The following is a 21,760-nucleotide window of genomic DNA, read 5'->3' as shown; positions in this document are numbered from 1 at the left end:
CCTCACGGGAGCGGCAGGACCAACGCCACGGGAGCACGAATGCTAACCCCCGTCCTGTCTACGCACCACCCATACTGGGGTGGCGCCGCTCACCGGTGCTCGGGGTTCTCGTAGTCGCGGCGGCAGCCGGCGTCCCAGGCCGTGCGCTGGTTGCCGTAGGCGGGGATGCCACCGAGGTCCTTCAGCGCCCGGGCCAGGTGCAGCAGGTTCCACGTCATGAAGGTGGTGTTGCGGTTGGTGAAGTCGTTCTCCGGGCCGCCCGAGCCCGGGTCGAGGTAGGAGGGGCCGGGGCCTGCCTCGCCGATCCACCCGGCGTCCGCCTGGGGCGGGATCGTGTATCCCAGATGCTGCAGGCTGTAGAGCACGTTCATGGCGCAGTGCTTCACGCCGTCCTCGTTGCCGGTGATCAGGCAGCCGCCGACACGGCCGTAATAGGCGTACTGCCCCGCCTCGTTGAGCAGGCTCGAACAGGAATAGAGGCGCTCGATCACCTGCTTCATCACCGAGCTGTTGTCGCCCAGCCAGATGGGGCCCGCCAGCACGAGGATGTCGGCGGCCAGGACCTGCTGGTACAGATCCGGCCAGGCGTCCGTACGCCAGCCGTGCTCCGTCATGTCGGGCCACACACCGGTGGCGATGTCGTGGTCGATGGCGCGTACGACATCGACGTGCACTCCCTGCGCACCCATGATGGCGGTGCTCCGGTCGATCAGCCCCTGGGTGTTGCTCGTCTCCGGCGAGCGCTTGAGGGTGCAGTTGATCACCAGGGCGCGCAGGTCGTCATACCGGGCCGGCGGTACGTCGGCGGCGGGCGACGAAACGGTCACACGGTCCTCCCAGCGCATGACCGCCGCACGGTGCGCGGCGGCGCGTGCAATCCGGCTCCAGCGTGCGCGCCGACCGCGGCAGCCGCCACCACAGTGCCTCCGAACGGCCCAGCCGGCGCTGCCGGGGCGGACGTTGGGCGCGCCCGCCCGAGCCGCCGCCCCACCGTCTGCCTCGAACGGGTGAACCGGCAGGGCTGTCGAAGATCCGAAGTGTGACGCAGGACACCTTCGCCGACCGATGACTCCAGTCGCGCCCACGCGTCATACATGCGACGACACCGCAGTGCGCCGCACGGATGTCCGGGTGGCCGGCAGTCCAGGAACAGCGGGCACGAACAGAGGGGACACAGCCGACATGACGGACACCGTCAAGGGCCCTGCCAGCTACTTTCCGTCCATCGAGAAAAAGTACGGTCGCCCGATAGCGGAGTGGAAGGACCTCATCCGCTCCTCCCCGCTGACCAAACACATGGAGCTCGTGAACTGGCTCAAGGCCGAGCACGGCCTGGGTCACGGCCATGCCAACGCCCTCGTCGCACACACCCTCGCGGAGGCCGGCGGCAAGTAGGACGCCGTTTCCTTGCGCCGCGGCACCGACGACCGGCGGAACCCCATGCCGACAGGCACTCGGGCCCTTTGTGTCGGTGGTGGCCCATAAGGTGCCCGCAACGTCTCGAGGGAGGAAGTCGCGTGGGATTCTCCGGTCACCTGGTCTTTGCCCGTAGCGGGCGTCCACTGCTGGAAGCACCTGTGTTCGACAGTCTCGATCAGGAACTGAAGAGCACCGTGCATGCGTGGTGGCCGCGACCCGGCGGTTGGCAGACTCTCGAGTTCGATCTCGGCATATGGGAGAACGACTGCCTGCTCCCCCTGGTCGAATGGACCGGTGCACCGGCGTGCGCCGCCGACGTGTCCGACAGCAGCGTCGCCCTCGTGACCGGGCTGGGCACCGACGGGCGGCGCTGGCAGGCGTGGCTCAACCTGGGCAACGCCGCGGCGCTTCTCGCCGAGCAGCCCGAGGACGTGGACGACGTGAGCCTGTGGGTGGGCACACCCGAGTTCGACGAGGCCGTACGGCGCAAGCGCGCGGAGCTCGAGGCGGCGGTTCCCGCCGACGCCGAAGCCGCCCTCGCCTGGGCTGCGGCGGCGGACCTGCCTGCCCCAGCGCAGCAGCCCCGGGTCGAGGAACTGCTGCGCTCGCGGGAGCTCTTCGTGGAGGATCTCTTCAGCGCGCTGCTGGACGAGTTGGGCTTTCCCGAAGCCACCGAGCCCTCGCCGGAGCCGTCAGGGCCGTCGGCGGCGCGGGCCTTCCGCCCCTGGGCAGCCGCACGCACCAGACCCCGCTCCCTGATCCGGCCTGATCCAGACGAAAGACCCTAGCCGACCGCGTCGAGCAGCAGCTTCGCGGCCACCGCCGCCCCGTCGGTGCGGATCGTGCCGGCCACGGCCTTCGCCCGCGCTCGGGTCTCAAGGGCCAGGACCGTGGTGAGCGCGGCCGACAGGGAGTCGAAGGTCGGCCTCGGACCGTCGTGCGCCGCGCCGATGCCCAGCTCGGCCACCCGGGCGGCCCAGTACGGCTGGTCCGCGATCTGAGCCACCACCAGCTGGGGTGCGCCGGCACGAGCCGCCGTCGTCGTGGTGCCGGCGCCGCCGTGGTGCACCACGGCGGCCACCCGGCCGAACAGCGCCTGATGGTTGACCTCGCCGACGACGAAGCAGTCGTCCCGGTCGTCGATCAGGGCCAGGCCGGCCCAGCCGCGGCCGAGGAGGACCCTGCGGCCGTGTGCGCGGATCGCCTCGATGGCCGCCCGGGCGAGGTCCGTCGAGGTGTGCATGGCCATGCTGCCGAAGCCCACGTACACGGGTGGCTCGCCGGCGTCCAGGAACGCCTCCAGGTCTTCCGGCAGCGGGCGTTCGTCCGGCAGGAGCCACGGTCCGGTGTGCACGAGGTCCAGGTCGGTCATGTCCTGCCACGGGACCAGGTTCGGGTCCGCCGCCAGCCACGGCCGGTCGGTGAACACGTAGTCCCGGACGTTGTCCAACGGCGGCAGGCCGATTGCCGCCCGGTGGCTGTTCTCCGCCGCGCCGTACAGCTCGTTCACGCGCTGGGCGTCCTGCTCCCACAGCACCTCGAGGTCGGTTTCATCCGGTGCGGACTGCCGGCCCGGCCGGCGTCCCGGCGGGAAGTGCCGCGAGGGCAGGCCGAGCGTATGGAAGCACGCGAACACGTAGGGGATGCCCAGGCTATCGGCCACCGAGCGTGCGCCGGCCGGCATCAGGCCGGTCGCCAGCAGCGCGTCACATCCCTCTGCCGCCGCGGCGAGCGAGTCGAAGCGCGCGGCGACCAGCTCGGCCGCGAGCCGGAACGCGTCCTCCGCCGAAGGCGGCCGCTCGCGGCCCACCACCGAGCGCACCGTCGGGCCGAGGGGCACCAGTGACAGGCCGACACGAGCCAGCAGCGCCACGAACTCCTGATCCGGAGGTGCGCACACCCGGACCTCGGCCCCGAGTTCCCGCAACCTCACCGCGAGTCCCACCACCGGTTCGACGTCCCCGCGCGATCCCCACGTCGACAACACCACACGCATGTGGCAAACCCCCCATTTCCACAGTTTTTTGGGTCGGCCGACCATCCTGAGGCATGACACGGGTCTTGCCGCAAGCCCCCCGCTGTGCTATAGGTTGAGAGTGGCAAGGAGAGGAACCTCCTTGCCTTTGCTTTTTGTGGCCTTTCATGTCTTTCGGGCATGTCTTTCGTGTTCTTCGCCGTGCGCCGTGGGCGGAAAGCCCCTTCTCGCGAAGCGACGGCTCGTTTCGTATGTATGACGGGTGAGCCGACTGCCGGCGACTTGCTGAATCGGCAAACGGGCTCGTCCTCCGTGCACGGTCTTCCGGATGATCGGCGTGGAGGCAGTTGAGCCATCGGGAGGGCGGAAGGCCGCCCTCCCGGCCCACGGCAGGCCGATCGTCCTGGAGGAGGGCGCATGTCGCAGCAGGTCACGGAGATCACACACCGGCTGGTCACCTCGCCGGGAGGCCGGATCCACCTCGTGGAGCAGGGAACCGGGCCGCTCGTGCTGCTGGTGCACGGCTTCCCGGAATCCTGGTACTCCTGGCGCCACCAGTTGCCGGTGCTCGCCGCCGCGGGATACCGCGCGGTCGCCATCGACGTCCGCGGCTACGGCCGCTCCTCCAAGCCGGCTCCAAGGGACGCGTACCGGATGCTCGACCTGGTGGACGACAACGTCTCGGTGGTGCGCGCCCTGGGCGAGGAGTCGGCAGTGGTCGTCGGGCACGACTGGGGCGCGGCCATCGCCGCGAACTCGGCCCTGCTCAGGCCGGAGGTGTTCAGGGCGGTGGGGCTGTTGAGCGTTCCCTACACCCCGCCCGGCGGGCCCCGCCCCAGCGACATCTTCGCGCAGATGGGCGGGGACGAGGAGTTCTACGTCTCGTACTTCCAGGAGCCGGGTCGCGCCGAGGCCGAGATCGAACCCGATGTACGCGGCTGGCTCGCGGGCTTCTACGCCGCCCTGTCCGCCGACACCATGCCCCCGTCCGGCGCCCCCGATCCGCACTTCGTCAGCAAGGGTGGGACGCTGCGTGACCGGTTCCCCGTCGGCCGGCTGCCCGCCTGGCTCAGCGAGAGCGACCTCGACGTCTATGCCGGGGAGTTCGAACGCACCGGCCTCACCGGAGCGCTCAACCGCTACCGGAACATGGACCGCGACTGGGAGGACCTGGCCGCCTTCGGCGGTGCACCCATCCCCCAGCCCTCCCTGTTCGCCGGTGGCGGATCGGACGCTTCGACGACATGGCTGACCGATGCGATCAAGGCGTACCCGGTCACGCTACCGGGCCTGGTCTCCTCCCACGTCCTCGACGGCTGTGGCCACTGGATCCAGCAGGAACGCCCCGACGAGGTCAACCGTCTCCTCACCGACTGGCTCGCCGCCCTGCCCACCTGACGCGCCGTTCACGTGACTCCGGCCGGACGGCCGGACGTTGCGTGAACCGCCCGGCCACCGGATGGTCAGTCGTGATCGCCCGGCCCGTCGAGCCCGTGCCGCCCCGCGGTCGGCGGGTCGGCACGGAAGATCTCGGCCACCGCCGTGTTGGCCGCCGTCACGAGGGCCATGGCAACCGCTGCGACGGCGTGACCCACTCCGTACAGAGCGGCGGCGCTACCGCCGAACACCAGCGCCTTCACCACCAGGACCAGCGCAAGCCGCGGCCGCAGCCGTGCCCGGGGCGCGGCGAACAACGCCCAGACCACGATGGCCAGCAGGGGTGTTCCCACGCCGAGCAGGATCCTGGGGGCGCCCTCATGACCTGCCCCGAATCCCCACCAGCTCAGGAACCCCAGCGCTGCAAGCTCAAGCAGAAACGCCAGGCCCTCGTTGACGGCGTACCAGGGCCGCGCACCGAGCCCGGCCGCACCACCGATGTCCCCCGCCATCCGCCCCTCCCACTGTTCCGGCAGGGACAGCATGACACGACGTCTCACGAACGGCTTGTGCAATCCGCTCGAGGCGATCGGCGCGACCAGGTGACGGCCTACGCAGCGTCGCCGGCCGGCTGCGGTGAGGTGAGGCGTGCCATCTCCTCCTCCGTCAGCCGCAGCGCGCCGGCTGCCACGTTCTGTGCGAGGTGGTCCGGATCAGCGGTCCCCGGGATGGCCAGCACATGCGGCCCCTGGTGCAGGGTCCAGGCCAGGCGGACCTGTGCGACGGACACACCGTGCGCGCGGGCGACGGCGTGCGCCTCCTCGCCGTCTCGGGCCGCCGCACCCGCCTCGCGCCCGGAGCCGGCGATCGCGAAGAACGGGACGAAGGCGAGGCCGAGTTCACCGCAGAGCCGCAGGAGAGCCCGCTCCTGCTCCGACGCACCGATCCCGTAGGGGTTCTGCACGCAGACCACCGGGGCGATGCCCAAGGCCTCGGCCAGTTGCTCGGACGTGACGTTGGAGACGCCGAGGTGCCGGATCAGCCCGGCATCGCGCAGCTCGGCCAATGCGCCGAAGTGCTCGCCGATCGAGCCGGTCCGGCGGCTCGGTGGCACACGCAGGTTCACCACGTCCAGGTGATCGCGGCCGAGTTGGCGAAGGTTCTCCTCCACCTGTCCGCGCAACTGCGACGGCGTGGCCCACCACCACTCGCCCGAGGGATCGCGGCCCGGCCAGACCTTGGTCGTGATGACCAGATCCTCCGGGTACGGCGCAAGCGCCCGGTTGATCAGCTCGTTCGCCGAGCGCGTCGCCGAGAAGTAGAACGAGGCGGTGTCGATGTGGTTCACGCCGAGCTCGACCGCCCGTCGGAGCACGCCGATCGACTGCTCGCGGTCACGCGGCACGCCGTGGTCGAAGGGTGCGGTACCGGTCAGGCGCATCGCGCCGAACCCGACACGGTTGACGGTCAGGTCACCGAGTCGCCAGGTACCGGCGGCTGCTGCGACGTTCGTCCGTGGGCTCATGAGACGGCTCTCCTCCTGCGGGCTGGGAAACGGGGAACCGCGGCGCGTTCGGCTCGCCCGGCGTGGCGGGTATCGCACCCTGGAAACTGGTTCACCACTGCCCGGGCTGAGGCGGCCCCGGGCATGAGTAAAGCCTCCCCGGCGGATCGGAATCCGTACGAGAAGGCTTGTGCGCTGCGAAAATCTAGCAGGTCGGCCAGGACGTCCGCCAGCAGGTCAGAAGTACGTCGCCAGGTCCGCGGGTGGTCGCAGCGGGAAGCCCTTGCCCTCAGCCGGCTCGGTCGGCCGGGGCACTTCAGCTGATTCTCATCATGAGTGCGCACACTCGTGGTGCAGACAGGAGTCGCCCGGCACGAGCGCCGGCAGTCGCGGCGATCTGTCGCAGTGGGTGACTGTCACGATGTGGCCCCTTGCCCGAGGGCGAGGGGCCACCGAGGAACCTCCGGGGGCCACCAGACGTGAAGAACGCGTTCAGGCGCCTGAGCCTGCGACTGAGGCTCGGGCTGTCCGCCGCTGTGGCGGTGACCTTGGCCGTCAGTGCTGTCGCGATAGCGTCATGGCTGGTCACCGAGCAGCAGCTGATCGACCAACTCGACTCCAACCTGAAGAACGTTCAGGCGTCACCCGGATATGTGCAGGAACTGCTGAGCCTGTGCGGTACTGAACTACCGGCGCCGGAACAGGGGAACGAGACACCGACCCCCTATGTGGTGCAGGTCGTCACATCTGACGGAACGGTGTGCGTCGCGCCCGGCAACAGGAAACTGGAGGTTCGCTCGACCGACATCGCTGTAGCACGGGGACTCCTCAGGTCGGCGACACACGAAACGGTGTCCGAGGACGGGCGGAAGATGCGTGTTTCGACGACGCGCCCCAACACCTCCCCGAGGTTTTCCGAGGGATACGCCGTATCGATCGCCCAGTCCCTCACTGTTGTGGAAAAACCTCTGAAGAACCTCGCTCTGTGGTTGTCGGGCTTTGCGGGTCTCGGCGTCGTCGGTGCGGCCACCGCCGGTGTCGCGGTCAGCCGCGGCGGCCTGAAGCCGGTGGAGCATCTGACCCGTGCGGCGGAGCACATCGCTCACACTCAGGACCTGACCGTTCGGATACCTGTCGAGGGCACTGACGAGATCGCCCGGCTTTCCAGGAGCTTCAACGACATGACGGAAGCCCTGGCGCTCTCGCGAGAGAGTCAGCAGCAACTGATTGCCGACGCGGGCCACGAACTGCGCACGCCGCTGACCTCCCTGCGGGCGAACATCCAGCTTCTGGCAAGGAGCTTCAGGTCGGGCCGGAAGCTCCCGGAGAAGGCACTGGAGGACCTGCTCAATTCCGTGGAATCACAAACCGGGGAACTCGCCGTTCTCATAGCTGACCTGCAGGAGCTTTCCCGGTTCGACGTCAAGCACGACGAGGCCACGCGTCGTGTCGTTCCGCTTCATGAGGTGGCTCGGCGCGCCATGGAACGTGTGAGACCCCGCGGAAGTGAGGTCCGGTTCACCAGCAGTCTTGAAGAGTGGTACGTCCTCGCTGATGCCGCCGCTCTCGAGCGGGCCGTCGTGAACCTGCTGGACAACGCGGTGAAGTTCTCACCGCCTGGAGCAGTCGTGAACCTCCAGCTCAGCAACGGCCGACTCGTGGTGCGCGACCAGGGGCCGGGGATCGCCGCCGATGAACTGCCGCACGTGTTCGATCGCTTCTGGCGCTCGCCGACATCTCGGAGCCTGCCGGGAAGCGGCCTGGGGCTGGCTATTGTGGCCAAGGCTGTCCAGGAAGCGGGCGGCACCGTGACACTGCGGGCCGCCGCCGCCCAGGGGACCGAGGCCGTCGTGCAGATTCCGGGCGCCCCCACACCGCCCGGCGAAGTGGGCCTTGAGACCTGGTGAACGCCACTGCGGGCGGGGTCGCCGGGCGAGCGGATGCGGCGTGGCCGAAGGCCACCGGTTCGGTCGTCAGGTGCCGTGGGACACGTCGGCCACGCCGTGGGCCGCCCCGGTCATCGCCTCGCTCATGGTGGCGCTGACAACCCCGTACAGGGCGGTCCACGACCTCTCGATCTCCACGGTCCAGGCCTCGCCCGCGAAGTGTTCGAGGGCGGCGATCAGACTGGCGCCGATCGCCGGGAAGTGTTCGGGCAGCGCGCCGTAGCCGACATGTCGCGCGCCGAGACCGCGCAGGATACGGGTGACCACCTCGGTGTCCTCGAGGTTGGCCACCAGGCCGCCGAGCGCACCCCAGAGACGGTCCTCCTGCTCCTCCATGTGCTGGGAGAACAGGCCCCTGACACCGGGATTGTTCTGGAACAGGTGCTCGTAGAAGTACTTGGTCACCTTGGAGCCGTGGGGTTCGACGAGGGCGAAACTGGCGGCGATGAGAGCGGGGTCGAAAGTCATGCCGAGACCGTAGACACCCCTTGTTACCTCCTCGTGCCCGAACGAAAGCTCGCCGCTGTCGGTTTCCTCAGCTCGCGACCGTGGCCGCTGTGAGGCGAATGTGCGTCAGATCGAGGTGTGCGGGACATCGTCGACACAGCCGCGGCTTCGAGCGAGTACGCCGAGGGGCGGCCGGTGAGCCGGGCACCGGCCGCCGGCCGTCTCATGAAACGGCTTCGCCCGCTTCCGGCGGCGCGGTGTCCTTCCTGCGGGCCACTCGCACACCGAGGGCGCCGACAGTCAGCAGCACGGCCACGGTGCCCAGGGTGAACGCCTCGAACGACAGCCGCGAGACGCCCCAGACGTCGTGGAAGACGTAGCCGATCCCGAACAGCCCTTCCAGGACGCCGGGAAAGAGCGCCGACCACGACCCGATCACGATCCACGCGTAGACGAGGGCCGCACACACCAGGAAGCCGGGGTTGCCGAAGGGCACGCGGTAGGGCCGGTTCACGTCGGGACGGCGCAGCCGGAGCAGGACGAGCGCCGGGACGATCACGAGGTACGACAGCAGCAGCGTGGTCACGGCGACCGTGAGCACGACGGAGAACACCGCGCCGGCGTCCCCGTCCGCTAGCTGCATGGCGGCGAGCATGAACACCGTGGCGACCGCGCCGGACAGCAGATTGGTGCGCACCGGGGTGCCCAGGCGGGGGTGGAAGGCACCGAGCGAGCGGGAGAAGAAGCCGCCGTCGGCGGCGGCCATCGCCTGCATGCGGTCGCTGACGATCATCCACGCGCTGCCCTGGGTGAGGAGGGCGAGGACGAACATCACCGCGGTGACCTCCAGCAATGTGCCGGCGGCCGGGCCGTAGACGCCGAAGACGAGGCGGGCCCCCTCCATGAATCCGCCGATGCCGGTGACCTGGTGTGCCGGTACGACGGCCAGCAGGGCGAGGACGGGCAGCAGGTAGCAACAGGCGGCGACGGCGGCGGAGCGCCCGAGGGCGGCCGGGACGTCGCGCTGCGGGTCGTGCATTTCCTCGCCGGCCGCGTTGGGTGCCTCGAAGCCGACGTAGGCGAACAGCAGTACCGGCACCAGGGCGAGGAAGCCGGCCGTCGTCGGCGCGAAGTGCGCGTCGTGCAGGCCCTGGAAGCCGTGCCGCAGCCCGTACAGCACGGCTGTGCCGGTGAACAGGGCGAGGGCGAACACCTTGACCGCCGCGCCGGCGGTGGTGATCCACTTGCCGCGGCGCAGGGAGACGACGGCGGTGAGGATGGCGGCCCAGACGAACAGCAGCTTGAAGGCGTAGTCGGCGAAGGTTCCCGATCCCAGGTGGAACACGAAGCGGTCCCAGGTGTCCGCGGCGAGGAAGACCAGGGAACCGCCCAGCCAGACGGGGTTGGTGACCCAGTAGAAGAGCGTGGTGAGAGCGGCCGCGGGGCGGCCGAGGGCGAGCCTGACCCAGACGTAGGGACCGCCTTCCTGGGGGAAGGCGGCGCCGGTCTCGGCGAACAGCAGGGCGTAGGGGACGAGGAAGAGCAGCGCGATGGCCGCGGTCCAGGTGGCGGCTTCCCCGCCGCCGGTGGCGATCTGTCCCACGGTGTCGAAGGAGATGACCGCGGCGATGCCCATGGCGGTGATGTCGAAGCGTCTGAGACTGCGCCGCAGAGCGGTCTCGGTGTCGGATGCGCGCTGGTCGGTCGACGAGAGGTTGGAGGACACGGGCAGTTCCTAGGAGGGGAGAGGGTGCACTGCGAGAAGGCGCGTGCGGGGCGCCGCGACGGTGTGGGGTCCGTGTCGGGTGGTGCTGGGCGGGAGGCCCGGCGTCGGCCGGGCCTCCCGGGAGACATCAGGCGCCGCGGATCTCGCCGGTGGGCTCGGTGCGTTCCAGGACGGCGCGCAGGGCGGCGGCCGCTTCCTTGGCCTCGGCCTCCGTCATGATCAGCGGCGGGGACAGCACCAGGCTGTGCGCGGAGTCGCGGACGATCACGCCGGTCTCCTGCCGGATCACGTCGTGCGGCATGCGGTCGGGGTTCAGGGGCAGGGGGGCACGGGTGGCGCGGTCGGCGACGAGCTCGACGGCGAGCATCATGCCGACGGAGCGGATCTCGCCGACGATCGGCAACTCGCCGAGCTGGGCCTGCAGTTCGGCGTGCAGGACGGCGCCGACGCTGGTCGCGCGGGCGAGCAGGCCCTCCCTCTCGATGATGTCGAGGTTCGCGGCGGCGACCGCCGTGGCCACCGGGTGGCCGTTGTAGGTGTAGCCCATGGGGAAGCCGTGCTCGCGCAGCAGCACCTCGGCGACGTGGTCGCCCACCAGAAGGGCACCCAGCGGGACGTAGCCGGAGGTGATGCCCTTGGCGGTGACGATGATGTCGGGGGTGACGCCGAAGTACTGGGCGGCGAACCACTCCCCCACCCGCCCGTAGGCCGTGACGACCTCGTCGAAGATCAGCAGGATGCCGTGCCGGTCGAGGACCTCGCGCACGCGCGGCCAGTAGTCGGCGGGCGGCACCAGCATGCCGCCGACGCCCATGATCGGCTCACCGATCATCGCGGCGATGTTCTGCGGGCCGATCTCCGCGATGCGCTCCTCCAGCTCCCGGACGAGGAAGTCGGTGACCTGCTCGGGGCTCAGCGGCCGGTCGCCGTAGAGCTCGGAGCGGTACGGCCACGGCGGGGTGAGGTGGGAGACGTGCGGCATCATCGGGGCGAAGCCCTCGTGGTAGACCGGGAAGCCGGTGGCCGAGCCGCCGCCGTAGCCGATGCCGTGGTACGCCTTGTGGCGGGCCAGGATCCACGTACGGCTGCTCTCGCCGCGCCGGTGGTGGTAGTAGCGGGCCATCTTGATGGCGGCCTCGTTGCCCTCCGAGCCGCCGGAGGTGAAGTAGACGTGGTTGAGGGGCTCGGGGGCGAGGGAGGCCAGCCTGGAGGCGAGTTCGATGGCGCGGTCGTTGGAGAACTCCCAGAAGCTGGTGAAGTACTCCAGCTTCTTCATCTGCTCGTGCGCGACGTCGGCCAGTTCGGTGCGTCCGTGCCCGATCTGGGCCAGCCACAGGCCGCCGGTGGCGTCCAGGTAGCTGCGGCCCTCGGAGTCAGTGAGCCGGCAGCCGGAGCCCTCCGTCATCACGACCCGCTCCGTGGCACTGCCGGGCAGGTAGGGGTGGATGATGTGCGCTCGGTCCAGGCGGGTGAGGTCTGCGGCGTTGAGTGTCATGGGTGATGGGTCCTTTGGTGTGTGCCGATGGCGGGTGCTGTGGCCGGCGGTGGCTGTGCACCGCCCGCGCGGGTCAGCCGTAGGCGATCCACGTGGTCTTGAGGCCGGTGTACTTGTCGAAGGAGTGCAGGGAGAGGTCGCGGCCGTGGCCGGACTGCTTGAAACCGCCGAAGGGGGTGAAGGGGCTCAGCGCGTCGACGGTGTTGACCGACACGGTGCCGGCGTGCAGGGCGTCGGCGACCCGGTGCGCCCGGCCCAGGTCCCGGGTCCACACGGACGCGGCCAGACCGTAGGCGGAGTCGTTGGCCAACCGGACCGCATCGGCCTCGTCCCGGAAGGGCAGCACCGTGAGCACGGGCCCGAACAGTTCCTCCCGTACGAGCGGGGCGTCCGGTCCGAGACCGGTGACGACCGCCGGATCGAGGTAGGCGCCCTCACGGCCTGGGCGCGTACCGCCGCACACGAGTGTGCCGCCGGACGTCGCGAGCGCGCCGAGGATGCGTTCCACCTGGGCCTCGTCGACCAGTGGTCCGAGGCGGGTCGCGGGGTCGAGCGGGTCGCCGGGCAGCCAGGTGCGGGCGTGCTCGGCCACCCTGGCCGTGAACTCCTCCGCGACACAGGCCTCGACGAGCAGCCGGGTGTTGGCCGAGCAGACCTGCCCGGAGTTGTAGACGAAGCCCCAGGCGGCGCGTTCCGCGGCGGCCTCCAGGTCGGCGTCGGCGAAGACCAGGTTGGGGCTCTTGCCGCCGGCCTCCGGCCACACCTGCTTCATGTTCGACTCGGCCGCGTACGCCAGGAAGTGCCGGGCCACGGCGGTGGAGCCGGTGAACACCAGGGTGTCCACGTCCGGATGGAGGCCGAGGGCCCGCCCGGTCACCTCGCCGGGGCCGGGGACGACGTTCAGCACGCCGTCCGGAAGGCCGGCCTGCGCGGCGAGTTCGGCCAGGAGCAGCGCCGACAGCGGTGACTGCTCGGCCGGCTTCAGTACGACGCTGTTGCCCGCGGCGAGGGCGGGTGCCAGCTTCCAACTCGCGATGTCCAGGGGGAAGTTCCAGGGCACCACCGCGCCCACGACGCCCAGCGGGGCACGGCGCACCAGGGCGAGGTTGCCGGCCGGTGCGGGGGCGACCTCGTCGTAGAGCTTGTCGACGGCCTCCGCGTACCAGGAGAACACGCCGGCCGCACCGGGCACGTCCGTGCCGTGGGACTCGGCGATGGGCTTGCCCATGTCGAGGGTGTCGCAGAGCGCGAGCTCCTCGCCGTGGGCCTCGATGAGATGGGCCAGTTCCAGCAGGACCCGCTTGCGCTCCGCCGGCGCGGTGCGCGACCAGCGGCCGTCCTCGAAGGAGGCGCGGGCGGCCCTCACGGCGCGGTCGACGTCATCGGCCGAGCCCGCCGCCACATGGGCGGTGGTCCTGCCGGTCGCCGGGTTCACCGTGGGGAACCAGGTGTCGTCGGCGGGATCGGTCCACTTTCCGTCGATGAAGAGGCGCGTGCGTGGCGCGAGGTCGGCGGCGCGCTGCCGCCAGTGGGAGTACGTCGTCATGCTGTGGCCTTCGATTGCGTGGTGTGACGTGGGTGCGTTGATGCCCGTCGGGATCGCGTGCGGCCTGGGCCGTCTCAGACAGAGGGCTGGGGTCGAAACAGTGGGCGCGGGAGCGGGCGATGCGGCCCGCAGCGAGGTTCGCGCCGGTTTCTTTGAGTCGAGATTCAAACAATTGGTGAACCGGCCGTCAATGCTCTCGACAGAAACTTCTTGCTGAAACTGGTCCGAGTAACAGAGAATCGACCGTCATGGGGAAAGCTGGCAGACCACGCAACCAGACGGCTCGCAGGGAGGCGCTCGTCCTCGCGGCGGGGCGTGCCATCGCCGAGCGCGGACTCGAGGGACTGCGCATCAAGGACATCGCGGACGCGGCGGGCGTCTCACAGGGCTCGGTGCTGTACTACTACCCCGAGCTCGGCGATCTCGTGCTGGAGGTGCACCGGGAAGCGGTGGAGAGCTTTCTGACCGCCCGGCAGCGGGCCTACGACGGGGCGCCCGCCGAGGATCCCGCCGGGCGACTGCGCGCTCTCCTCGACAGCGGCCTGCCCGGCACCACGGAGGACCCCGTCCACGGGCTGCTCTACGAGCTGCACCGGCGCGCCGGCCGCAGCCCCGGCCACGCCGAACTGATGACCTCCCTCTTCGCCCGGGAGGTCGCCCTCTACACGACCGCGCTCGAGGTCGGCGCCGCGACCGGCGCGTTCGCCCTCGCCGCGAGCGCGCACGACCTGGCGCACGGACTGGTGGCCATGGAGGACGGCTACGGCCTGCACATCATCAGCCACAATGCGGCGCTGCGGCCCGACAGAGCCCGTCAGCTGATCCTGGCCCACGCGCGTGCTGTGACGGGCTGCGCCGAGCTGTAGAGGGCGCGAGGCAGGCGGCTCGGGCGGTGTGCGCGTGGAGCTGTGGGCGCGTGGAGCGGCGTGGGCGTGAGACGGTCCCCGCTCAGGCCGTGGTGCGGCGAACGCCGATACCCAGGCCCGCGGCGCGGGCAGCGCCGATACTCAGGCCGCGGCGCGGCGGGCGCCGATCTCCCGCAGCAGCCTCATGACCGCCTGGGCGCGGGCGGTCTGGGTCATGCCCTCCACATAGGCCAGCTTGACCTCGAGCGCGGGGCTTTCGTCCCGCAGCTCCAGTTCCGCGATCTCGCCGCCGCCGTACGTCTGGCTGGTCGCCGGGCGCTGGTTCAGCACGGAGTATCCGAGTCCTCGGGCCACCAGGGAGCGCACGGTTTCATAGCTCTGGGTGCGGTAGCGCACGTCGGGCGCGGTGCCGGTGGCGGCCACCAGCGAGCGGAAGTAGTCGCGGCTGTGGGGCAGGTCGAGCAGGACCAGGGGCTCCGCGGCCAGCTCGGTCAGCTCCACGGAGTCCCGGCCGGCCAGCGGGTGGTCGGCCGGGACGATGACGTAGGCGGGGGCCCGGGCGATCGTCTCGCTGCGTAGTTCGAGGTCGCCGGGCAGACCGAGGTCGTAGGTGAGGGCGAAGTCGATGCGTCCCGCGCGCAGCGCATCGATGAGCTGATCCGTCTCCGACTCCGCGACGTCGATCTCGATGCCCGGATAGCGGCTGGTGCATTCGCCGAACAGGGCCGGCAGGTAGTGCGGGGCGAGGGTCACGAAGCAGCCGACGGCCACCGGCCCGGAGATGGTCTCGCCGTCTCCCCGGGCCTCCCTCTCGACCTCGCGTGCGCGGGCCAGCAGCTCGCGCGCCTGCTGCCGAAGCCTCTCCCCCGCAGGCGTCAGGGTCAGGCCCCGGCCCCTGCGGCGGATGAACAGCTGCACGTGCAGGTCCCGCTCCAGGTTGTAGACGGCCGCGGACACGGCGGACTGCGCGATGTGGAGCTCCGCCGACGCCTCCGTCATCGAACCGCACTCGGCGGCGACGAGGAAGTAGCGGAGCTGAACCAGCGTGAAGCCCACCGGCGATGTCATGTCGAACCCCTGCACCTGATCATTCGTGTTCTGGCCAGACCCTATTCGGTGCGGGCCGGAACCGGCCGGGCATCCGCGGCGGGCAGGTCCTCCGCCCGCAGCAGGGGATCGCCGGCCGTTTCGCGCAGGGACAGTGCGGCGACGAGTCCGCCGGCCGCGACCACCATCAGGTACGGGCCCGGTACCAACGTGCTGCCGGTCGCCGAGATCAGTACGGTCATCAGGTACGGAACCGTGCCGGCGAACAGCGCGGCGGTGACGTTGTAGGCGATGGACAGTCCGGACTGCCGGGTCCGGGTGGGGAAGATCTCCGCAGACCAGACCGCGTAGGTGCCGAGAATCGCCGCAAGGATCACGCCGAACAGCAGACCGGCGATCCAGGTGCCGACCAGGCCGGTGCGCATGAGGAGGAACGCGGGGGTCGAGACGACCAGCAGGGCGGCCGTGGCACCGACGAACACCGGCTTGCGTCCCACGCGGTCGGACAGCAGGCCGAAGACGGGCACGAGCACCAGCCCCAGCAGAGAGATCACCGTGGACAGCAGGGCGGCGTTGCCGGCCGAGTGCCCCAGGTGATCGGTTTCGTAGGTGACCAGGTAGGTCAGCACGGCGTAGAACGGCACGTGCATGGCCGTCATCAGGCCCGCCGCCTGGAGCAGCTGCTTCTTGTTGCAGCGCAGCAGCTCCTTCACGGGGCTGCTCGGGACGGCGTCGTTGGCTTCGAGCGCCTTGTACTCGGGCGTGTCCTCGATCTTGGTGCGGATGACGAATCCGATGACTCCCAGCGGCGCGGAGACGAGGAAGGGGATGCGCCAGCCCCAGGACGACAGCTGGTCGTCGCTGAGCGCCGTCGACAGCAGCAGGAAGACGAACGATCCGGCGAGGAAGCCCAGCAGGGAGCCGGCCTCCAGCCAGCTGACCCCGAATCCGCGGCGGCGCCGGGGGGCGCTCTCGGCGAGGAAACTCGCCGCGCTGCCGAACTCGCCGCCGGCCGCGAACCCCTGGAGCAGGCGCAGGACCACCAGGAGCGTCGGGGCGGCGACCCCGATCGACGAGTAGCCGGGGAGCAGGCCGATCGTCAGGGTGGCGCCGGACATCATGAAGATGACGAGGGACAGTGTGCGCTTGCGGCCGATCCTGTCGCCGAGCGGCCCGAACACCAGCGCACCGATCGGGCGGATGCCGAACGACACGGCGAACACCGCGAACACGGCGAGCAGTCCGGTGGTGCCGTTCTCGGACGGGAAGAACACCGACGCGACGGTGCCGGCGAGATAGGCGTAGGCAGCCCAGTCGAACCAGTGCACGAACACGCCGACCGCTCCGGCGGCGACGCTTCTGCGCAGGGTGACGAGGTCGGTGGACTCCTGGGCCGTGGTGACTTCGGTGTTGCGGGTGGGCATGCGCCCCTCCTCGGGCAGGTGAGCGGAAGAAACCGGAGCTGTGGGGATGCGGCTGGGTCCTGTCGTCGCGGGGCGGACGGGAGTTCGACGACAGGGCCTAACGGCATGTCTGCGTCACTCAGGTCGCCGGCCGGCCGGTCAGGGACGCGGGGCTGGTGAGCGCACGCAGTTCCGCCTCGGTCAGCAGCTCGCGTTCGCGTACCAGGTCGAGCGCGGGCCGGCCGGTGCGGTGCGATTCCAGCGCGATCGCGCAGGCGGTCTCATAGCCGATCGTGGGGCTGAGCGCGGTGACCAGACCGGTGGAGGTGGCGACGATCTCCGCGAGCCTCGGCCGGTTCGCGGCGATGCCGCGCACGCAGTGTTCGGTGAGTACGCCGATGCCCGCGGTGAGGTGGTCGAGGCCGGCGGTCAGGCTCCGGGCGATGATCGGTTCGAACGCGTTGAGCTGCAGCTGGCCGCCCTCGGCCGCGAGGGTGACGGTCACGTCGTTGCCGATGATCTCGAATGCGATCTGGTTGATCGCCTCGGGGATCACCGGATTGACCTTGCCGGGCATGATCGACGATCCGGCCTGCCGTGCCGGGAGCGTGATCTCGCCCAGCCCGGCCTGCGGCCCCGAGGACAGCAGGCGCAGGTCGTTGCAGATCTTGGACAGCTTCACCGCGACCCGCTTGAGCACCCCGGACAGCTGCACGAACACACCCACGTCCTGGGTCGCCTCGATGAGATCGGGCGAGGACACCAGAGTGGGGATGCCCGTCAGCCGGCGCAGCTGCTCCACGGCGCGCTCCCGGTAGCCCGGGCGGGCGTTGAGGCCGGTGCCTATCGCCGTGCCGCCCAGGTTGAGCTCGTGCAGCAGCAGCCGGGCCTCCGCGAGCCGTTGCTCGTCCTCGGCGAGGGTGGCGGCGAACGCGCCGAACTCCTGGCCGAGCGTCATGGGCACCGCGTCCTGGAGCTGGGTGCGCCCCATCTTCAGCACGTCGGCGAACTCGGCCGCCTTGCCCTCGAAGGCCTCGCGCAGCGGGCCCAGCGCGCCGAGCAGTTCGGCGATCTGCCCGTCCAGTGCCAGTTTCACCGCGGTCGGATACACGTCGTTGGTGCTCTGGCCCAGGTTGACGTGGTCGAGCGGGTGCAGGGCCGAGTACTCCCCGCGGCGCCGGCCGAGCAGTTCCAGCGCCCGGTTGGCGATCACCTCGTTGGCGTTCATGTTGGTCGACGTTCCCGCGCCGCCCTGGATGAGGTCGACCACGAACTGCTCGTGCAGTGCGCCGTGGCGGATCTCGGTGCAGGCGGCCGTGATCGCGTCCGCCCTCTCCCGGTCCAGCGCGCCGATCTCGGCGTTCGCCACGGCCGCCGCCTGCTTGACCGCCGCCAGCGCGTTGATCAGATGCGGCCGTGCGGCGAGGGTCTCGCCGGTGATGGGGAAGTTGGCCACCGCCCGGGCGGTGTGCGCCCCGAAGTAGGCGTCCGCGGGCACGTCGACGTCACCGAGCATGTCGTGTTCGGTGCGCAGCCCGCCGCTCGGTCCGATACCTGCGGCACTGTGCTGCGGCGCGGAAGATCGGGACATCGGTGTCCTCCGGTTCATCGAGGGTCGGGGGTGCCGGTGAGCGACGGCGCGCCGACCGGCACGCCCAGGGCGTCGGCGCTGCGCCGGCAGGCCGCGAGCAGCCGCTGGTGCCCGCGGCGCAGCCGGTCGCACCGGCCGGGGGTCTCGACCGCGGACCGGTCGAGGATCACGGCCGCCGGGCCGGACCCGGGCGGGATCCCGCCGGGGTCCGGCCGCAGTACGCGGCGTGGCCCCGGGGCCAGAGCGGTGCGGGCCCCGGTCATTCCGCCGCTCCCCCGCTCGGCACGCTCCGGTCCACTCCGGTCCAGGCCAGCGCCACGGCCCCGTCCAGCAGTGCGCGCTGGGCCGTGCCCCCCACGCAGAACGCGGCGAACTCGTGCTGGTGGTTGGTGGCGGGCAGCGAACCGATCCCGATGTAGGGGTGGATGGCCGGCACCACCTGGGAGACGTTGCCCATGTCGGTGGAGGCCCGGTTCATCCGTGCGGCCTGACCGGGCGGGGCGAACTCACGTCCCAGCGCGAGCGCGTTGGCGCGGTAGCGCGCGAGGGCGGTCTCGTCCGTGCGGAACTCGGCGTACGGCTTGCTCTCCGCCTCGATCGCCAGCTCGCATCCGGTCGCGAGGGCTCCCGCTTCGAAGGCCCGCACGACGCGTGGCTCCAGTTCGGCCAGTTCGGCGAGCGTCTCCGCCCGCACGTACCAGCGGCCGGTGGTCCGCTCCGGGATGGCGTTGGGCGCGTCCCCGGCGTGCGTCACCACACCGTGCACCCGGGCCGAGGCGGGCAGTTGCTGGCGGAGCAGCCCGATCGCGACCTGGGCCACGGTGAACGCGTCGGCCGCGTTGACCCCGGCCTCCGGGTAGGCCGCGGCGTGCGCGGACTTCCCGGTGTACGTGATCTTGGAGTGGCTGACCGCGAACGGCCGGGCCTCGGCGACGTCGACCGGCGCCGGGTGCACCATCATCGCGAGATCGACCCCGGCGAAGGCACCCCGGTCGAGCATCTCGATCTTGCCGCCGCCGCCTTCCTCGGCCGGTGTGCCGTAGACCTCCACGGTGAGGCCGGCGTCGTCCGCGACGGCGGCCAGGCCGAGCGCGGCACCGATCGAGCTCGCCGCGATCAGGTTGTGCCCGCACGCGTGGCCCAGCCCCGGCAGCGCGTCGTACTCGGCGCACAGCGCGATCCGGGTGGGACCGCTGCCGAACCGCGCGCGGAACGCCGTCTCCAGCCCCAGGTAGGACGAGGTCACCTCGAACCCGGCACGGTCCAGCGACTCCGGTACCGAGGCCGCGGCCCGGTGTTCCTCCCAGGCGGTCTCCGGGTCGGCGTGCAGCCGCTCGGAGAGAGAGATCAGCTCCTCGGCGTGGCGTTCCACCTCGCGCCGGGCGCCCTCTTTCAGCGACGCCATCACAGATCGCCGGGAACGCCGTAGGAGGGGGAGGCCGCGGGATCGAGTCCGCGGCGGACGTAGTCGTCCCGCTGCGGCAGCCAGACGGCGAGGAGTTCGCCGAGCCGGTCGATGGGGTCGTCGGCCCAGTCCACGCGCAGGTCGGTCACCCGCCAGTCCACGTCCGCGACGACCGCGAGGCCCGCGGAGTGCACCGGTCCTTCCTCGCCGCCGGCCGCGAGGGCCGCCCGCAGCGCGGCGAGCAGGCGCTCCTCGAGGTGGCCGCCGGCCGCGAAGTAGGCGTCCAGCAGCACCCCGGGGATGTGCTCGCCGGCGAGCATGTTGCCCGCCGCCACCGCGCCGTCCGCGGTGGCCGACGCGTGCTTGCCCAGAGTGCGGGTGCCGCTGAAGGCGAATCCGCATCCGGTGCGGCCGAGCACGGTCAGCTGCCGGTAGTCGATGTTTCCGGCGTCGTCGGCGTCCCGCGCCGCACCGATGACGTCGGCCAGCGCGCGTTCGGCGTCGCCGTGCTCCGCCAGCCGCTCCAGCAGCCTCGTGCCGAGCGTGGGATCGGTGACGTTCTGCGAGGCCGCCGCACCGACCCCTGGACGCAGGTGCGCGACCCTGGCCGCGACGGCGGGGCTCGAGGAGCTGACCGCGATGCCGAAGCGCTCGCCGTCCCGGACCACCAGGGAGAAGGTCATCGCCGCGCCTCCTCGGGGATCACCGCGATCGCGTCGATCTCGCACAGCCACTCCGGGCGGGCCAGAGCGGAGACCACGAGTCCGGTGGAGATCGGGTGCACGCCCTTCGTCCAGCGGCCCACGGTGCGGTACACCGCCTCGCGGTAACGGGGGTCGATCAGGTAGATGGTGAGCTTGACCAGGTGCTCCATGCGGCTGCCCGCTTCTTCGAGCAGCATCTTGATGTTGGCCATCGCCTGCTCGGCCTGGGCCTCGGCGTCACCGATGCCCACGGACTCGCTGGTGTCGAGGTCCTGGCCGATCTGGCCCCGGACGTACACCGTGTCGCCGGCGACCACGGCCTGGCAGAGGTCGTTGTCCAGGTTCTGCTCGGGATAGGTGTCGCGTGTGTTGAACGGACGGATCCGGGTGTGCCCGCCGGTGACGATCGGGGCCTTCACGGGTCGGCCCTCGCTGGTGGAGGTCATCATCTGCTCCTCAGTTCTTCTGGGTCGCCGGCGCGGCGCCGGGCCGGTCGGGGGTGCCGTAGGCGAGGTAGCCCCGCTGGGTCACGATGTGGTCGGCCACATGTCTGGCGTCGTGCCAGACGCCCCAGATGAAGCTCGACCCGCGGCGGGACAGCCAGGGCAGGCCCAGGAAGTAGACGCCGGGCTCGGAGGACACTCCTCGTCGCTGGTTCGGCCGGCCGTTCTCGTCGAACGCGTCGACCTCGAGCCAGCTGTAGTCGGCGGCGAAGCCCGTCGCCCAGACGATCGAGGTGACTCCGGCCTCGGCCAGGTCGAGCTCCAGTCGGGGGTCGGCCACGCATTCGGGGTCCGGCCCGAGGACGTGGGCCTCCGGCTCCTCGGGGAGGTCGAGCCCGTTGCGTTCGACGTACTCGTCGGCCGCCCTCAGGAGCGCGAGGTACTTGGCGTCTCCGACCGCGATGTTCTTGGCGAGATCCGGCGCGAAGCGCAGTACGCCGTCGTCGTAGGACGCGGTCAGGCCGACGAGCTCGATGCCGGCGCCGGCCAGGGCGCGGAAGTCCACGGTGTGGCCGCCGCGGGCGCCGCTGACCGCGATGGTGACATGTTCGGCACCCTGGGGAGGCGTCTCCGCGTCCCAGAGTCCGAGCACACCGAGCCACCAGCAGAAGTCACGTCCGCGGTACTCGCGGGGAGGACGGTCGTGCGGACCGACGGAGAGGAAGACCCTGCGACCGGACCGGCGCAGCTCGTCGGCGATCTGGACCCCCGAGGAGCCGGCCCCGACCACGAGGACCGCGCCCTCGGGCAGTTGCTCCGGGTTGCGGTAACCGCTGGAGTGGATCTGCACGGGGACGGCGCCGTCC

21 protein-coding genes are annotated in these 21,760 nt (G+C 70.8%); 5 read left to right on the top strand and 16 right to left on the bottom strand.

The annotated features are described in order from the left end of the window. Positions 1-89: 89 nt before the first annotated feature. Positions 90-845, bottom strand: coding sequence for a flavodoxin family protein (locus BZY54_RS30835; protein WP_086728614.1), 756 nt, complete (start codon positions 843-845; stop codon positions 90-92). A 337-nt stretch (positions 846-1,182) separates the two neighbouring features. Between BZY54_RS30835 and BZY54_RS30830 the strand changes: the two genes are divergently transcribed. Further along, the gene (locus BZY54_RS30830; RefSeq protein ID WP_107419866.1) at positions 1,183-1,395 is read left to right on the top strand and encodes a DUF4287 domain-containing protein; all 213 of its coding nucleotides are present in this window, start codon (positions 1,183-1,185) and stop codon (positions 1,393-1,395) included. A gap of 182 nt (positions 1,396-1,577) precedes the next feature. Then, on the top strand, positions 1,578-2,207 hold the full coding sequence (locus BZY54_RS30825) for a hypothetical protein (protein WP_244217422.1): 630 nt from the start codon (positions 1,578-1,580) through the stop codon (positions 2,205-2,207). Here BZY54_RS30825 and BZY54_RS30820 read toward each other — a convergent pair. Continuing rightward, a complete protein-coding gene (locus BZY54_RS30820; RefSeq protein ID WP_086728612.1) occupies positions 2,204-3,415 on the bottom strand; it encodes a glycosyltransferase in 1,212 nt (403 codons plus the stop codon). The two genes, BZY54_RS30825 and BZY54_RS30820, sit on opposite strands and share 4 nt — an antisense overlap. A 396-nt stretch (positions 3,416-3,811) precedes the next feature. Here BZY54_RS30820 and BZY54_RS30815 point away from each other — a divergent pair, with 396 nt between their 5' ends. After that, a complete protein-coding gene (locus BZY54_RS30815; RefSeq protein ID WP_086728611.1) occupies positions 3,812-4,792 on the top strand; it encodes an alpha/beta fold hydrolase in 981 nt (326 codons plus the stop codon). A 65-nt stretch (positions 4,793-4,857) separates the two neighbouring features. Here BZY54_RS30815 and BZY54_RS30810 read toward each other — a convergent pair whose 3' ends face one another. Beyond that, complete coding sequence (locus tag BZY54_RS30810) at positions 4,858-5,331, bottom strand: YrdB family protein (protein ID WP_425276333.1); 474 nt, start codon at positions 5,329-5,331, stop codon at positions 4,858-4,860. Positions 5,332-5,381: 50 nt separating this feature from the next. After that, positions 5,382-6,296 carry an aldo/keto reductase gene (locus BZY54_RS30805; RefSeq protein ID WP_086728609.1) on the bottom strand — a complete coding sequence of 305 codons (915 nt, stop codon included), beginning with the start codon at positions 6,294-6,296 and terminating at the stop codon, positions 5,382-5,384. A 458-nt stretch (positions 6,297-6,754) separates the two neighbouring features. On the opposite strand from BZY54_RS30805, the gene BZY54_RS30800 reads away from it, so the two are divergent. Then, positions 6,755-8,182, top strand: a complete 1,428-nt coding sequence (locus BZY54_RS30800) for a sensor histidine kinase (RefSeq protein WP_086728608.1) — start codon at positions 6,755-6,757, stop codon at positions 8,180-8,182. A gap of 66 nt (positions 8,183-8,248) precedes the next feature. On the opposite strand, the gene BZY54_RS30795 is transcribed toward BZY54_RS30800, so the two are convergent. The 4 genes from BZY54_RS30795 to BZY54_RS30780 form a co-directional block, all read right to left on the bottom strand. After that, positions 8,249-8,689 carry a globin domain-containing protein gene (locus tag BZY54_RS30795; RefSeq protein WP_086728607.1) on the bottom strand — a complete coding sequence of 147 codons (441 nt, stop codon included), beginning with the start codon at positions 8,687-8,689 and terminating at the stop codon, positions 8,249-8,251. A 202-nt stretch (positions 8,690-8,891) separates the two neighbouring features. Next, complete coding sequence (locus BZY54_RS30790) at positions 8,892-10,394, bottom strand: APC family permease (RefSeq protein ID WP_244217421.1); 1,503 nt, start codon at positions 10,392-10,394, stop codon at positions 8,892-8,894. 127 nt (positions 10,395-10,521) lie between these two features. Beyond that, positions 10,522-11,889, bottom strand: coding sequence for an aminotransferase family protein (locus BZY54_RS30785; RefSeq protein ID WP_086728606.1), 1,368 nt, complete (start codon positions 11,887-11,889; stop codon positions 10,522-10,524). 73 nt (positions 11,890-11,962) lie between these two features. Further along, positions 11,963-13,435, bottom strand: coding sequence for an aldehyde dehydrogenase family protein (locus tag BZY54_RS30780; RefSeq protein WP_086728605.1), 1,473 nt, complete (start codon positions 13,433-13,435; stop codon positions 11,963-11,965). A 248-nt stretch (positions 13,436-13,683) separates the two neighbouring features. Between BZY54_RS30780 and BZY54_RS30775 the strand changes: the two genes are divergently transcribed. Beyond that, positions 13,684-14,301 carry a TetR/AcrR family transcriptional regulator gene (locus BZY54_RS30775; protein ID WP_086728604.1) on the top strand — a complete coding sequence of 206 codons (618 nt, stop codon included), beginning with the start codon at positions 13,684-13,686 and terminating at the stop codon, positions 14,299-14,301. A 141-nt stretch (positions 14,302-14,442) separates the two neighbouring features. Here the strand turns inward: BZY54_RS30775 and BZY54_RS30770 are convergent, their stop codons facing one another. From BZY54_RS30770 to BZY54_RS30735, 8 genes are all read right to left on the bottom strand, one after another. Then, positions 14,443-15,369 carry a LysR family transcriptional regulator gene (locus tag BZY54_RS30770; protein WP_086728639.1) on the bottom strand — a complete coding sequence of 309 codons (927 nt, stop codon included), beginning with the start codon at positions 15,367-15,369 and terminating at the stop codon, positions 14,443-14,445. A 41-nt stretch (positions 15,370-15,410) separates the two neighbouring features. Continuing rightward, the gene (locus BZY54_RS30765) at positions 15,411-16,772 is read right to left on the bottom strand and encodes an MFS transporter (RefSeq protein WP_086728603.1); all 1,362 of its coding nucleotides are present in this window, start codon (positions 16,770-16,772) and stop codon (positions 15,411-15,413) included. A gap of 118 nt (positions 16,773-16,890) precedes the next feature. Then, a complete protein-coding gene (locus BZY54_RS30760) occupies positions 16,891-18,342 on the bottom strand; it encodes an aspartate ammonia-lyase (RefSeq protein ID WP_086728602.1) in 1,452 nt (483 codons plus the stop codon). 14 nt (positions 18,343-18,356) lie between these two features. Next, positions 18,357-18,605 (bottom strand): hypothetical protein, encoded by a 249-nt coding sequence (locus tag BZY54_RS30755; protein WP_086728601.1) that lies wholly within the window; start codon positions 18,603-18,605, stop codon positions 18,357-18,359. After that, positions 18,602-19,747 (bottom strand): M20 family metallopeptidase, encoded by a 1,146-nt coding sequence (locus BZY54_RS30750; RefSeq protein ID WP_086728600.1) that lies wholly within the window; start codon positions 19,745-19,747, stop codon positions 18,602-18,604. Before BZY54_RS30750 ends, BZY54_RS30755 begins: the two co-directional genes overlap by 4 nt. Beyond that, complete coding sequence (locus BZY54_RS30745; protein WP_086728599.1) at positions 19,747-20,430, bottom strand: DUF1028 domain-containing protein; 684 nt, start codon at positions 20,428-20,430, stop codon at positions 19,747-19,749. Before BZY54_RS30745 ends, BZY54_RS30750 begins: the two co-directional genes overlap by 1 nt. After that, the gene (locus BZY54_RS30740) at positions 20,427-20,897 is read right to left on the bottom strand and encodes a RidA family protein (protein WP_086728638.1); all 471 of its coding nucleotides are present in this window, start codon (positions 20,895-20,897) and stop codon (positions 20,427-20,429) included. Before BZY54_RS30740 ends, BZY54_RS30745 begins: the two co-directional genes overlap by 4 nt. 10 nt (positions 20,898-20,907) lie before the next feature. Beyond that, positions 20,908-21,760, bottom strand: an 853-nt coding sequence (locus BZY54_RS30735) for an NAD(P)/FAD-dependent oxidoreductase (protein WP_107419864.1), incomplete at its 5' end; no start/stop codon positions are given.

It is taken from the genome of Streptomyces carpinensis (assembly GCF_002154505.1).
In the GTDB taxonomy this organism is placed as follows: domain Bacteria; phylum Actinomycetota; class Actinomycetes; order Streptomycetales; family Streptomycetaceae; genus Streptomyces; species Streptomyces carpinensis.
Note: the sequence above shows the minus strand (reverse complement) of the source record. Positions and strands in the feature narration are given on the sequence as shown.

Coding starts and splice junctions, on each gene's coding strand:
- BZY54_RS30830 (WP_107419866.1), top strand. CDS start 1,183: ATGACGGACACCGTCAAGGGCCCTGCCAGCTACTTTCCGTCCATCGAG.
- BZY54_RS30765 (WP_086728603.1), bottom strand. CDS start 16,772: ATGCCCACCCGCAACACCGAAGTCACCACGGCCCAGGAGTCCACCGAC.
- BZY54_RS30740 (WP_086728638.1), bottom strand. CDS start 20,897: ATGACCTCCACCAGCGAGGGCCGACCCGTGAAGGCCCCGATCGTCACC.
- BZY54_RS30775 (WP_086728604.1), top strand. CDS start 13,684: ATGGGGAAAGCTGGCAGACCACGCAACCAGACGGCTCGCAGGGAGGCG.
- BZY54_RS30805 (WP_086728609.1), bottom strand. CDS start 6,296: ATGAGCCCACGGACGAACGTCGCAGCAGCCGCCGGTACCTGGCGACTC.
- BZY54_RS30755 (WP_086728601.1), bottom strand. CDS start 18,605: ATGACCGGGGCCCGCACCGCTCTGGCCCCGGGGCCACGCCGCGTACTG.
- BZY54_RS30815 (WP_086728611.1), top strand. CDS start 3,812: ATGTCGCAGCAGGTCACGGAGATCACACACCGGCTGGTCACCTCGCCG.
- BZY54_RS30835 (WP_086728614.1), bottom strand. CDS start 845: ATGCGCTGGGAGGACCGTGTGACCGTTTCGTCGCCCGCCGCCGACGTA.
- BZY54_RS30760 (WP_086728602.1), bottom strand. CDS start 18,342: ATGTCCCGATCTTCCGCGCCGCAGCACAGTGCCGCAGGTATCGGACCG.
- BZY54_RS30750 (WP_086728600.1), bottom strand. CDS start 19,747: ATGGCGTCGCTGAAAGAGGGCGCCCGGCGCGAGGTGGAACGCCACGCC.
- BZY54_RS30795 (WP_086728607.1), bottom strand. CDS start 8,689: ATGACTTTCGACCCCGCTCTCATCGCCGCCAGTTTCGCCCTCGTCGAA.
- BZY54_RS30785 (WP_086728606.1), bottom strand. CDS start 11,889: ATGACACTCAACGCCGCAGACCTCACCCGCCTGGACCGAGCGCACATC.
- BZY54_RS30770 (WP_086728639.1), bottom strand. CDS start 15,369: ATGACATCGCCGGTGGGCTTCACGCTGGTTCAGCTCCGCTACTTCCTC.
- BZY54_RS30745 (WP_086728599.1), bottom strand. CDS start 20,430: ATGACCTTCTCCCTGGTGGTCCGGGACGGCGAGCGCTTCGGCATCGCG.
- BZY54_RS30780 (WP_086728605.1), bottom strand. CDS start 13,435: ATGACGACGTACTCCCACTGGCGGCAGCGCGCCGCCGACCTCGCGCCA.
- BZY54_RS30820 (WP_086728612.1), bottom strand. CDS start 3,415: ATGCGTGTGGTGTTGTCGACGTGGGGATCGCGCGGGGACGTCGAACCG.